Annotated in this window: 8 protein-coding genes and 1 pseudogene; 4 read left to right on the top strand and 5 right to left on the bottom strand. The window is 72.0% G+C overall.

All coding sequences use genetic code 11. The annotated features are described in order from the left end of the window. Positions 1-2 precede the first annotated feature (2 nt). From NQZ70_RS28980 to rpsO, 4 genes and pseudogenes are all read right to left on the bottom strand, one after another. Positions 3-1,958: a serine/threonine-protein kinase gene (locus tag NQZ70_RS28980; protein ID WP_129577101.1), complete on the bottom strand. Its 1,956-nt coding sequence runs from the start codon at positions 1,956-1,958 to the stop codon at positions 3-5. After that, on the bottom strand, positions 1,955-3,382 hold the full coding sequence (gene pyk, locus NQZ70_RS28985) for a pyruvate kinase (RefSeq protein WP_044986218.1): 1,428 nt from the start codon (positions 3,380-3,382) through the stop codon (positions 1,955-1,957). The genes NQZ70_RS28980 and pyk overlap by 4 nt, the downstream gene beginning before the upstream one ends. A gap of 508 nt (positions 3,383-3,890) precedes the next feature. Next, a pseudogene (pnp, locus tag NQZ70_RS28990) lies at positions 3,891-5,972 on the bottom strand (polyribonucleotide nucleotidyltransferase); the annotation flags it as partial. 543 nt (positions 5,973-6,515) lie between these two features. Further along, positions 6,516-6,782 (bottom strand): 30S ribosomal protein S15, encoded by a 267-nt coding sequence (gene rpsO, locus NQZ70_RS28995; RefSeq protein ID WP_129577103.1) that lies wholly within the window; start codon positions 6,780-6,782, stop codon positions 6,516-6,518. Between the two features lie 389 nt (positions 6,783-7,171). On the opposite strand from rpsO, the gene NQZ70_RS29000 reads away from it, so the two are divergent. After that, positions 7,172-8,743, top strand: coding sequence for a serine/threonine-protein kinase (locus NQZ70_RS29000; RefSeq protein ID WP_165374215.1), 1,572 nt, complete (start codon positions 7,172-7,174; stop codon positions 8,741-8,743). Positions 8,744-8,752: 9 nt separating this feature from the next. On the opposite strand, the gene ruvX is transcribed toward NQZ70_RS29000, so the two are convergent. Further along, a complete protein-coding gene (gene ruvX, locus NQZ70_RS29005) occupies positions 8,753-9,181 on the bottom strand; it encodes a Holliday junction resolvase RuvX (protein ID WP_129577105.1) in 429 nt (142 codons plus the stop codon). A 114-nt stretch (positions 9,182-9,295) separates the two neighbouring features. Here ruvX and hisS point away from each other — a divergent pair, with 114 nt between their 5' ends. The 3 genes from hisS (at position 9,296) to NQZ70_RS29020 (ending at position 13,084) form a co-directional block, all read left to right on the top strand. Continuing rightward, the gene (hisS, locus tag NQZ70_RS29010; protein WP_129577106.1) at positions 9,296-10,582 is read left to right on the top strand and encodes a histidine--tRNA ligase; all 1,287 of its coding nucleotides are present in this window, start codon (positions 9,296-9,298) and stop codon (positions 10,580-10,582) included. Continuing rightward, positions 10,579-12,348, top strand: coding sequence for a hypothetical protein (locus NQZ70_RS29015; protein ID WP_129577107.1), 1,770 nt, complete (start codon positions 10,579-10,581; stop codon positions 12,346-12,348). The genes hisS and NQZ70_RS29015 overlap by 4 nt, the downstream gene beginning before the upstream one ends. Positions 12,349-12,451: 103 nt before the next feature. Further along, a complete protein-coding gene (locus NQZ70_RS29020) occupies positions 12,452-13,084 on the top strand; it encodes a COMM domain-containing protein (RefSeq protein ID WP_129577108.1) in 633 nt (210 codons plus the stop codon). Positions 13,085-13,097: the final 13 nt, after the last annotated feature.

The following is a 13,097-nucleotide window of genomic DNA, read 5'->3' on the forward strand; positions in this document are numbered from 1 at the left end:
CGTCAGCCGGACGGCCAGGAAACGGTGTTCGACTCGCCGGCCACGAGCGTGACGTTGCCGACGAGCGGCGTCGCCTCGGGCGTCGGGGGCGTGAAGATGCAGCGCCCGCTCCAGAACACGTCGCTCAGGGTCACGGTCTGCGGGGCGCCCGCGAAGCCGATCAGGCCGATCTGCGGGCACTGGTACTGCGCGCTCGGCGGCGCGCCGCTCAGGACGACCGTGCTGGGCAGGATCTCCAGCTTGTAGACGATCCGCTGCGGCGCCGTGACCCCGGGCTTGGGCGCGACCACCGAGACGACGCCCGAGTACGGCTTGCAGCACCGCGAGTTGGGCACGCTGATCTGGACGCTGTGCGCGCCGATCTTGAGCGGCGTGACCTTGTTCGCGCCGAACCAGTTGATCTCGACCCCGTCGAGCACCAGCTTGGCGCCGGTCGGGACGATCTGGAAGACGACGTCGCGGACCGCCGGCGCCTCGGCCGAGGAAGCGGCCGGCGGCGCGACGGGCGGCGGATGAAACCGCGGGCGGGGCCGCGGCGTGATCATGGCCTCCGCGGCGCTCGGCGCCGCCTCCGCGGCGCCCGGCGCGACCGCGCGCAGGTTCGGCGGCGGGCTCGGGGCGTCGATCGGCACGGGCCGCGGCGGCGCGCCCGCGAGGGGCGCGTCCCCCTCCGACGGCGCCCCCTCCGACGGCGCCCCCGCCGACGGTGGAGAATCGCGCAGCGCGCGCGCGACGCCGAACGCGGCGACGCCGAGCCCCACCGACGCGAGCGCCACGAGCAGCGCGCGCTGCGCGAGCTGCCTCCGGTTGCGGCTCGCGTTCAGCTTCGCGATCCGCTTGAGGATGGTGAGGTCGGTCGGCGCGAGGGCGAGGGCCCGGTTGTAATCGGCGGCCGCGCCCGGCACGTCGCCGCGCTTGCGGCCGGCCTCCGCGCGCGCCACGAGGCGCGGGACGAGCCGCGCGGCGTGCCGCTCGGCGTAGCCCGCGGGGTCGGCGAAGTAGGCGGCGAGCTCGGCGCGCGGCTCCGCGACGCCGAGCTCGGCCAGCTCGGCCCGGATCAGCTCGGCGAGCGCGCGAGGGCTCGCCGTGCGGCCCGCGATGTCGTGCGAGAGGGCGCCCGCGACGATCCGGCTCCAGCGCGCGCCCACGGCGGGCCGCTCGCGCTCGGCCTCCGGGTAGACCCCCTCGATCACCTTGCGGAGCACCTGCGCCGGGTTCTTGCCCTCGAACGGCAGATGCCCGACGAGGCACTCGTAGAAGAGCACCCCGAGCGCGAAGACGTCGGTGCGCGCGTCGACCTCGCCCCCCTCGATCTGCTCCGGCGCCATGTGCGCCGGCGAGCCGAGCACCTGCCCGGTCGACGTGACGCCCTGGGCGTCGAGGATCTTGGCGATGCCGAAGTCGGTCAGCTTGATGACCACGCTCGCGCCGTCCCAGCTGCCGCCCGGGCGGTCGGACGGCAGCTCGACGAGCACGTTCTCCGGCTTCACGTCGCGGTGGATGATCCCCGAGGCGTGCGCGTGCTCCAGGGCGTCGCACAGCTCGAGCACCACGGCGGCGCCGATCTCGGCCGGCATGTCGCGGTGGGCGCTCAGGATCTTGCGCAGCGTGGAGCCGCGGAGCAGCTCGACGACGAGGTAGCGCTCGCGATCCTGCTCGCTGGAGACGTCGTACACCTCGACGATGCCGGGGTGGCGCAGCTTCGCCGCCGCGCGCGCCTCGGCGACGAAGCGGGCGCCGACCTCGGCGTTTTCGCGGAGGTGCTTGTGGATGATCTTGACGGCGACCTCGCGGCGGAGCCGCGGGTCGCGGGCGCGGTAGACCGTGGCCATCCCGCCGTGGCCGAGCTCCTCGATCAGCTCGTATTTCTCGAGCTTCGGGAGGCCTTCTGCGCCCGCGTGTCGAAAGAGGGATTCCTGCTCGCCCGTCGAGCCCCTATCGCGGGCGAGCAGGCTCATTCAACGACCTTCACCCGAATCGCGTTGGTCGACCCCGAGACGCCGACGGGAGCGCCGTAGATGGTGACGAGCTTGTCGCCCGGCGAGACGAGGCCGTTCGCGAGCAGCTGGCCGGTGGCGCGCTCGATCATCTCGTCCGAGTTGCGGAGCGCGTCGACGGGGAACGGCACCACGCCCCAGAGCAGCGCGAGCCGCCGGCGCGTCGTGTCGTTCGGCGAGAAGGCGACGATCGGCACGACGGGGCGCGCCTTCGACGCGTACCGCGCGGTGAGGCCGCTCTCGGTGAACGCGATGATGAGCTTCGCGCCGATGTCCTTCGCGATGTCGCACGCGGCGCGCGCGGTCGCCTCGGCGACGTTCGCGCGCTGGCCGGGCTGCTCGCTCGAGAGATAGCGGTAGAACGAGCTCTGCTCGGCCTCGGTGACGATGCGGGCCATCATCCGCACGACGAGCGGCGGGTGCGCGCCGGTCGCGGTCTCCTGCGAGAGCATGACCGCGTCGGTGCCGTCGAAGACGGCCGTCGCCACGTCGCTCGCCTCGGCGCGCGTCGGGCGCGTCGCGGTCACCATCGACTGGAGCATCTCGGTCGCGACGATGACCGGCTTCTGGTGCACGCGGGCGAGGCCGAGGATCTCGCGCTGGATGATCGGCACCCGCTCCGGGTTGAACTCCACGCCGAGATCGCCGCGCGCGACCATGACCCCGTCCGAGGCGAGGATGATCGACTCGAGGTTGTCGATGGCGCCGGGCGTCTCGATCTTGGAGACGATCGGCGTCGGGCGACCCCAGGCCTCGCAGATGTCGCGGACGTGCCGGACCTCGTCCGCGTTGCGCACGAACGAGAGGGCGACGTAGTCGACGCCCTGCGCGAGGCCGAAGCTCAGGTCGGCCTTGTCCTTCTCGGTGAGGGCGGAGATCCGCACGCGCCTGGCCGGCAGGTGCACGCCCACGCGATCGCGCAGGCGTCCGCCCTGCGTCACGCCGGCGTGGACGCGCTCGCCCTCGACCTTGGTGACGGTGACCACCACGCGGCCGTCGTCGATGAGGACGACGTCGCCCGGCTGCAGGTCGGAGGCGAGGCCCTCGTAGAGGATCGGGATCTCGCCGGGCGTGGCGACGGGGCTGTCCCGGTTCGCCTCGACCAAGGTAACGGAAGCCCCGTCAGCGACCTCGAAGGTGTTGCCGGGGAAGCGACCGGCTCGGATCTTCGGGCCGCAGAGATCCTGCAGGATCGCCACAGGCTTTCCGCAGGCCTCCGCAGCCGCGCGGACCGTGGCGATTGCCTTGCCATGATCCTCATGCGAGCCGTGAGAGAAGTTGAGTCGAGCGACATCCATACCGGCGCGGATGAGCTGCTCCAGCGTCGTTTGAGAGTCACACGAAGGGCCAATGGTACAGACGATTTTCGCTCTGCGTACGAGCACGGGCGGAGCATGCCACGAGCAGGGGTCGCGACACTACCCTGATTGTGAAGGAGCCATGCTGACTTCACCGGATTCCAACAAAGCCGCTGGGTGGACGAGCCCAGGCGCCGCGCGCGCGCCGGCGCACAGCCGAGCGCGCAGGCCCGCAGCGGGGCAGCGCGCTCCACGCGAGGCCGCGGGCGCCGCGCGAGGCCGCGGGCGCCGCGCGAGGCCGCGAAACGCTGAAAATCAGGCGATCTCTGTGAGGGGCGTGAGCGACGGGGAGGCCAGCGTGCGCCGCAGCGCGGCATGACCTCCCCGCGCGGATCTCGTGGCTAGGAGCGGCGCTCGCGGCGCTCGCGCGGCGGCGGCCCGCCGCGATCGCGCTCCATGCCGGGCCGCGGGCGCCGCGGTCGCGGTCGCCGCCGCGCCCGCCGCCCGGGCCGTCGCGCCGCGGCGGCGGGCCGGCGTCGCGCGCCTGCGCCATGCGCTCGCGCGCCCGGTCGCCCTCCTCGCCCTCCGGCAGCGGGAGCAGCTCGCGCCGGCTCAGCCGGATCTTCCCGTCGCGATCGACGCTCAGCACCTTCACGTCGACCGCGTCGCCCTCCTTGAGGACGTCCTCGACGCGCTCGACGCGCGTGTGGGCCATCTCCGAGATGTGCAGCAGGCCGTCGGTGTTCGGCAGGATCTCGATGAACGCGCCGAAGTCCGTGATGCGCTTGACCGTCCCCTTGTAGGTCGCGCCGACCTCGGGCTCGGCCGTGAGCCCCTTGATGATGTCGAGCGCCCGCTTCACCGCGTCGGAGTCGGACGACGCGACGTTCACCGTGCCGTCGTCCTCGACGTCGATCGCGACGCCGGTCTGGTCGACGATGCCCTTGATGGTCTTGCCGCCGGGGCCGATGATGAGCCGGATCTGGTCGGGCTTCACGCGCACCGTGGTGATCCGCGGCGCGTACTGGCTGAGCTCGGGCCGCGTGGTCGGCAGCGTCTCCAGCATCTTGTTCAGGATGTGGAGCCGCCCCTCGCGCGCCTGATCCAGCGCCTGCATCAGGATCTGCCGGCTCAGGCCGGCGATCTTGATGTCCATCTGGATCGCGGTCACGCCGCGCGCCGTGCCGCAGACCTTGAAGTCCATGTCGCCGAGGTGATCCTCGTCGCCGAGGATGTCCGAGAGCACCGCGTAGCGCTGGCCCTCCATGATGAGCCCCATCGCGATGCCGGCGACGGGCGACTTGATCGGCACGCCCGCGTCCATGAGCGAGAGGCACCCGCCGCAGACCGCCGCCATCGACGACGAGCCGTTCGACTCGAGCGTCTCCGACACGATCCGGATCGTGTAGGGGAACTGATCCGGCGGCGGGATCATCCGGGAGAGCGCGCGCTCGGCGAGGGCGCCGTGGCCGATCTCGCGCCGGCCGGGGCCGCGCAGCGGCTTCGTCTCGCCGGTCGAGAAGGGCGGGAAGTTGTAGTGGAGGTAGAAGCGCTTCCACGTCTCGCCCATCAGGCCGTCGATCTTCTGCTCGTCGGTCGAGGTGCCGAGCGTCGTCGTGACGATCGCCTGCGTCTCGCCGCGCTGGAACAGCGCGCTGCCGTGCACGCGCGGGAGCAGGCCCACCTCGCACATGATCGGCCGGATGCTCTTGCCGTCGCGGCCGTCGATGCGCCGGCCCTCGTCGATCACGTAGGTGCGGACGACGTGCGCCTTGCGCTCCTCGAACTCGGCCTTCACGAGCCCCTGGAGGGGGAGGAGCTTCTCGGGGCCGAGCTCGGCCGCCAGGGTCTCGGTCAGCTTCTTCTTGAGCGTGCTGTAGCCGTCGTAGCGCGCCTTCTTGTCGGTCACCCGCGTCGCGGCCTTGAGGTCCTCGTCGACGATCTGGGCGACGCGCTGCTTGACGTCGTCCGGCAGCGCCGGCGCGACGAACTCGCGCTTCGGCTTGCCCACCGCGGCGCGCATCTTCTCGATGAGGTCGATGACCGGCTGCGCCGTCTCGTGCGCGAACATCAGCGCGTCGATGATCTCGGCCTCGGTCGCCTCCGCGGCGCCGCCCTCGACCATCACGATCGCGTCGCGCGAGCAGGCGACGACGAGGTCGATGTCGCACCGCTCGATGTCGGCGACCGTCGGGTACGCGACGAACTCGCCCTCGAGGCGGCCCACGCGCACGCCGACGACCGGACCGTGCCAGGGGATGTCCGAGATGTGCAGCGCGGCGCTCGCGCCCGTCAGGGCGAGGACGTCGGCTTTGTTCTGTTTGTCGCTGGAGAGGACCGTGGCGATGATCTGCGTGTCCCGCTTGAACCCCTCCGGGAAGAGCGGGCGGAGCGGGCGGTCCATGAGGCGGCTCGAGAGGATCTCCTCCTCGCGCTGGCGCGCCTCGCGCTTGAAGAACCCGCCGGGGATCTTGCCGGCGGCGTACGTCTTCTCGACGAACTCGCAGGTGAGGGGGAAGAAGTCGAGGCCCGGCCGCTCGTCCTGCGAGACGGCGGTCACGAGCACCATGGTATCGCCGTAGGTGACGAGCACGGCCCCGTGGGCCTGCTTCGCCAGGCGGCCGGTCTCGAGGGTGAGGGCACGGCCGCCCACCATGACGGATTCACGAACGAACATCAGGATTTCAGCTCTCTCTCGCGCGAGCGCGAGGGCCGCTGCGTGCGGCGCTACGCCGAGCGCGAGGGGCTGCTCTTCTTCCTCGATTCCTGCGCAGGAGCCGCGCTGCTGCTGCGCACGAAGCGAAGACGAAGACGCGCGGAGCCCGCGCTCGGGAACGGCGAGGCCGAGCGCCCCGCCGTCCCGTGGTCAATGAATGTGCTCCTTAGAGCGTTCGCCCCGCTCTCGCCAGCGCAAAACGCATGCGTTCAGGGGTGCGTGCCGCAAAACCTCCCGAACGGAAGGGCCGGAACGCCGGTCGGCGACGCGTTGACGTTGGGCGCGCGGGGGTGACGATGGGGCGGCACGGGGCTGCGGGCGGCAGGCGGACACGCCCGGCCGACCGCGGCCGGCGCTCGCACCTGCCCCGACACCGCGGGCAGAAGGCAGACGGGCGCCGGCGGGAGGCAGACGATCAGGGGCCGAAGGCAGACGGACGCCGCGCGGGCGCGCGGCGTCCTCGGGAGCGCGCCGGCTGGACCGGCGCAATCTGCCTGAAATCCGCTACTTGCGGAGGTTCAGGCGGTTGATGAGGCTGCGGTAGCGCTCGATGTCGATGCGCTTCAGGTAGTCGAGCTGACGGCGGCGCTGGCTCACCAGCTTCAGCAGACCCCGGCGGGAGTGGTGGTCCTTCTGGTGGGTGCGGAAGTGCTCCTGCAGCTGGTTGATCCGCTCGCTGAGGAGCGCGATCTGGACCTCGGGCGACCCGGTGTCGCCCTCGTGGATCGCGTACTTCTGGATGATGTCCGTCTTCTGAACAGAATGCAGCATGGCTGGCTCTCCATGGCCTCTCCGGTGCGCTGCCGAGCGCCCGGGCCGACGCGTCTTCACGACGCCGGCGACTGGCCAAGCGACGCCTGAAGGCGAGCCCCGCGCCCGGAGCGGCGGGAGCCCGCGAAATTCAGGCCAGTGAGCTGAGGAGCGCGCGAGTATACGCAGACGCCTCGGTCCGTCAACGCGGTCGACGTGGCCCGCGCGATTTGTCACCCCCAGAACGGCCGATTGGCTACCCTCGGTCAGCGATGCCCGGCACCCTCCGGCCCCCTGAAGACGCTCCCCGACTGCAGTCGGACCCTTCCCGACCGCAGTCGGACCCGCGCGGCTCCCGACCGCAGTCGGACGCCCGCGGCTCGCAGTCGGACCTGCATATCGCGCACGCGATGACGAGCCTGTCGACCTCCGCCAACGCGCCCCCGAGCTCCGGGAGCGACAACGCGACGCCGAAGGTCTGCCCCACCTGCGGGGTGCGGTACCCGGCCGAGTTCAGGGTGTGCCCGCGCGACGCCGCGACGCTCGACGACTCCGTGGACGACGCGCTCCGCGACGATCTCGTCGGCAAGACGCTCAACGAGACGTACACGGTCATGCGCGTCGTCGGCGAGGGCGGCATGGGGCGCGTCTACGAGGCGCGCCACACCCGGATCTCGAGCAAGCGCTTCGCTATCAAGATGCTGCACCCGGAGTACGCGCGGCAGCCGCAGGTGATCTCGCGCTTCCAGCGCGAGGCCGAGGCCGCGGCCGCGGTGCAGAGCCCGTACGTCGTCACCGTCTTCGACGTCCACCGCACCGCGGAGGGGCGGCCGTTCCTCGTCAACGAGTTCCTCGAAGGCAAGGAGCTCGCCGACTACCTCACGGAGGTCGGCAAGATGAAGACCGGCCCCGCCGTACGCATCGTCCGGCAGATCTGCAAGGCGCTCGCCGCCGCGCACGCGAAGGGCGTGGTGCACCGCGACATGAAGCCGGAGAACGTGTTCCTCACCGGCGACCTCGCCATGCCCACGGCCAAGGTGATCGACTTCGGCATCTCCAAGGTCGACGACGCGCCGGGCGCCGCGCTCACGCAGACCGGCATGATCATGGGCACGCCGTCCTACATGGCCCCGGAGCAGGCCCGCGGCGAGCGCGTCGATCACCGGGCGGACATCTACGCCGTCGGCGCCATCCTCTACTGCGCCCTCACCGGCAGCCGCCCGTTCGACCGCAACGACCCGACCGCGACCCTGACCGCGGTGCTCACCGAGGACCCGCCGCGCCCGCGCTCGCTCGAGCCGAGCATCCCCGAGCCGCTGGAGATGATCATCCAGCGGGCGATGGCGAAGGAGCCCAGCCACCGCTACCAGACGATGGAGGAGCTCGACGCGGAGCTGGCGCTCTACGACACGAGCGAGCCCGAGCCGCGGGAGCTGAGCTCCCCCGTCGTCCAGCCCGGGCAGCCCGGGCCGCGCACGTCGCTGCCGTCGGCGCCGCGCGCCGCGACGATGCAGCTCCGCCAGGCGCAGCAGGTGAGCATGGCGAGGCCGCTCATCCTGCTGCTCTCGGCGCTCGGCCTCTTCTGGGTCGCCGGCGGCCTGATCACGCTGGTCACCGCGATCATCCGCCTCTCGCGCGGCGGCACCGTGACCGACAACCTGACCGGCCTCGAGGCGGTCCTGCTCGCGTCCGGGATCGGCTTCGCGCTGATCACCCCCGCGCTGATCGGCGCGCGCCACGTGCGCCGGAACGTGTGGAACAACAGCATGAAGTCGGTCGATCTGGCCGACAACCTCCGCCGGCCGATCGTCGTCGGGCTGTGCGCCTACGGCTTCTCGTCGCTGCTCGTGCGGGTCGTCGAGGCCGTCGTCCTCCGGCGCGCGGCCGGCGTCGCCTGGCCCATGTGGGACGTCGTGCTGTTCGCGATCGGCGCGGTCGGGGCCGCCGGGGCGTACCTCCTGCTCCGCAGCGAGAGCCGGTAGCCCGGCGATCTAGCCGCGCCGGCCGTCGAGCCAGGCCTGGAGGAGCAGCGCCGCCGCCGCCCCGTCGACCCGCTCCTTGCTCTTCCGCCCCGAGACGCCACCGTCGCGCAGCCGCCGTGCCGCCTCGACCGTCGTCAGACGCTCGTCGATGAGCTCCACCTCGACCCCGGTCGCGTCGGCCACCGCCTGCGCGAAGGCCGCGGCCCGCCGCGCCGCGGGCCCCTCGTCCCCGTTCATCTCCAGCGGCAGCCCCACCAGAAACCGCGTGATCCCTTCGTCCCGGGCGAGCGCCGCGAGGGCCTCGAGGAGCGCCTTCCGGTTCCGCCCGTCGAGCAGCGGCCGCGGGTGCGCGTAGAGCCCGAGCTCGTCGGTCACCGCCACGCCGACGCGGGCCTTCCCAAGATCGATCGCCGCAGCGCGCGTCTTTGCCTTCGCCATGCCTCTCGGAGACAGCACATAGCCCCAGAACGGTGAGCCGGCGAGACCCGAGCGCACCGGGAGGCCTCCGACCAGCTTGACCCGCTCGCCAGCACCGACCATAAGCGCCGCGCGATGGAACTGCGCGCGGTCCGGGGGATGAACGACATCCTCCCCGAAGAGGTGGAGCGCTGGCACAAGCTCGAGGGGGCCTTCCGCCTCCACGCGGAGCTCCACGGCTATGCCGAGGTGCGCACGCCGCTGCTCGAGCCAACGGAGCTCTTCCAGCACCAGATGGGCGAGACGACGGACGTGGTCGAGAAGGAGATGTACTCCTTCGAGCGCCACGGCGATCAGCTCACGGTGCGCCCCGAGGGCACGGCGGGCGCCGCGCGCGCGTACGTCGAGCACGCGGTCCACGCCAAGGAGCCGGTCACCCGCTGGTACTACCTCGGGCCGATGTTCCGCGGCGAGCGGCCGGCGAAGGGGCGCTACCGCCAGTTCTACCAGGCCGGCTGCGAGCTCTTCGGCGATCCCGGGCCGCTCTGCGACGCGGAGACGATCGACCTCGTCGGGACGTTCCTGCAGCGCATCGGCGTCGGCGACTTCGTCGTCCACGTGAACTCGCTCGGCAGCGCGGGCACGCGCGAGCGCTACCGCGAGGCGCTGCTCGCCCACTTCACGCCGCGCAAGGGCGAGCTCAGCGAGGACTCGCAGCGCCGGCTCGAGAAGAACCCGCTGCGCATCCTCGACTCGAAGGACCCGCGCGACCACGAGGTGTCGCGCGACGCGCCGTCGACGCTCGACCTGCTCGACGACGCCGACCGGGCCCACTGGCAGGGCGTGCTGCGCTGCCTCGACGTGCTCGGCGTGAACTACGTCGTCGACCGGTCGCTCGTGCGCGGGCTCGACTACTACACGCGCACGCTCTTCGAGGTGAAGGCGACCTCGGGCGATCTCGGCGCGCAGAGCACGCTCGCGGGCGGCGGTCGCTACGACAACATGGTCGCGGGGCTCGGCGGGCCGAGCGTGCCGGCGATCGGCTTCGCGATGGGGATGGAGCGGCTGCTCACGATGATGCCCGACGCCCCCGCGCGCCGCAGGCCCGGCTGCTTCCTCGCCCCGCTCGGCCAGAGCGGCGCGGACCGCGCGCTCCTCCTCGCCAAGCAGCTGCGCGCGCTCGGCGTCTCGGTCGAGCTCGACGGGCGCGGCGGCCGGCTCAAGGCGATGCTCCGGCGCGCGGACGCCCTCGGCGCGCGGCTGTGCGTGATCCTCGGCGACTCGGAGGTCGAGCGCGGCGTCGTCCAGATCAAGGATCTCGTGGCGCACGTGCAGGAGGAGATCCCCTTGGAGGGCGCGGCGCGCGTGCTCGCGGATCGGGCCCTCGAGGCGTCGCCCGGCGGCCAGCGGGGAGCGCGTTGACCTCCGAGGCGATGGGAGCGCAGGGCTGCTCGCGGGGGGCGCGCGGCGCTCCGGCGGGCCGGGCGCGGCGCTCGGGCGCGGCGCTCTCGCTCGCCGCGGCGCTGGCCGCGCTGGCGGCGCCGTCGGTCGCGGCGGCGCAGGTCGGCTTCGGTCAGCCCGGCATGGGGCCGCCCCCCTCGAGCGCGCCGTCGAAGCCGCCGCCCGGCACGCCGGAGACGCACGCGGCGCCGACCTCGGAGGAGAGCCCGATCCAGACCCAGGAGCCGACCCTGCCGGAGGACCCGCTGGCGATCCCGCCGCAGGTCAAGAAGCAGATCGGCACGAACGACGCCGGCGACTGGGAGGTCGGGCGCGCCGCGGAGATCCAGCGCGACTGGTACGGGCTCTACTACGGCGAGAAGAGCGGCAGCTACCAGTTCCGGACGCTCTTCCCCCTGTGGGCGGAGCGCAGGATGCCCGGCGACCGCGCCACGATGGTGACGCCGCTCTACTACAACCGCCGGAGCAAGGACGTCGACGCCGACGTGCTCTTCCCGTTCTTCTGGAAGCTGCGGGACCAGGACACGTACACGACGATCGTCGGCCCGTTCATGCACCGCGAGCGCGAGGGGCGCCCCGCGGGCCCCGGGCGCAAGGCGGAGCCGGGCCGGCACGACAACTGGCTCGCCCCCCTCTTCTTCGAGGGCAAGAGCGACGACGGGAGCGGCTACTTCCACATCCCTCCCCTGCTCACCTTCACGCACCACACGGCGCGGAGCGGCTTCAACCTCGTCGGCCCCCTCTTCTGCAGCTGGAAGGGCGGCCCCGCGTGCGACGCGCGCTCGGCCGACAAGATCGATCTCGGCCTGGCCCCGCTCTACTTCTACGGTCGCGACGAGAGCAGCGAGTACGAGGTCATCCCGCCGCTCTTGCACTACTACCATTACAGCGACGTCGGAGACCGCTCGACGAACATCTGGGGTCCTCTGATGTGGCAGCACTCGCGCAAGGGCGACGTGTTCAACGTCATGCCCTTCTACTGGCACAGCTGGGGCAAGAACTACGATCGCACCACGCTGTTCCCGTTCTTCCATTACGGGTACGAGGGCAACTCGAACCTGCTCGTCACGCCGCTCTTCGTGAAGGCGCGCGGCGAGGAGGGAGAGAGCACCTTCGCGACCTGGGGCTACGCCCGCTATCGAGGGCGGACGGAGCTCGACATGATCACGCCGCTCTTCTGGCAGTACCGGGATCCGGACATCGATCTGGAGCGGACGTTCCTGCTCCCGTTTTATTACCGGAACACCTCGCCGCGCAGCGACGATCTCGTCCTCTTCCCGTTCTATGGCCGCTTCAAGCGCCACGGGTTGAGCGACACCACGTGGCTCACGCCGCTGGTCCGTCACACGCAGGATCTCACGGGGTGGGAGACGGACATCTACCCGTTCTTCTATTCGGGTCGAAACCGCAACTCGACGCACCTCGTGGTCGCGCCGTTCCTCTGGGACTTCGCGACGCCGACGTCGCGCACCACGCTGGCGCTGCCGATCTATTTCCGGTTCGCGGATCAGAACTCGGTGACGCAGGTCGCGCTCAACACGTTCTACCGGGAGCAGCGGGTGCGGACGGGCAAGGAGTGGGAGTTCCATTTCTTCCCCGTGTTCTCGGTCGGCGAGACGCCGAACGGGCACTGGTGGAACCTGCTGTACGGGCTCGCCGGGTACACGCGCGAGGGCACGATGTCGAAGATGCGGGCCCTCTACGTCCCGATCCAGCTGAGCAAGTGATCCGGCCGGGCGCCGCGCTGGCGGCCTCGGCCCTCCAGCGCGGCCGGCGGACGCGCGGCGGTGGACATCGCCGCGGAGCTCGGCAATCGTTGGCGCGGTCGCGATGAGCACATCCGCGCGCGAAGCGCCCTCCCCTCGCCCCGAGCTCGTGAGCCTCGGCGGCGCGCCGCCTCCCCCGGAGCTCGCCGCCGACCTGCGCCGGCTCCTGGACCTGCCCGAGGGCGCGCGGCAGCGCCTCTGGGAGGCGCTCGGGCCGAGCCTCGGCGAGCCGGTGCCCGCCGCCGTCGAGCGGCTCCTCGACGGGTTCTGCCGCCGGCACGAGGTCGGGTCCGAGGCGCTCGCGCGGGTGCTCAAGGCGTGCCGCTTCCTCGTCCGCGAGGCGAGCAAGCGCGACCTCGACCGCGCCGCGCTCGCGGCCGACCTCGCGGCGCTCGCGCCCGGCGAGGGCGCCGCGGAGATCCAGGCGATCCTGCTCGCCGGCTACGACCAGGCCCGGGCGGTCGTGCGGCGGGAGATCGTGCGCGGCGCGCTGCTCGACCACGGCAAGCTGCTCACCGGCGTCGACTGGCGCATCGACTCGATCGCGGCCGCGAGCCGCGGGGCGAAGATCGCGGCGCCCGTCGTCCTGCTCACGCTGAGCTACCAGGAGGGCGAGCAGCGCTCCCGGATCACGCTGCAGGCCACCCCCGACCTGCTGCGGGAGCTCCAGCAGATCTGCGCGCAGATCCTCGGCTGACCGCGCGCGCCGC

The organism is Sorangium sp. So ce836, from assembly GCF_028553905.1.
GTDB lineage: Bacteria > Myxococcota_A > Polyangia > Polyangiales > Polyangiaceae > Sorangium > Sorangium cellulosum_D.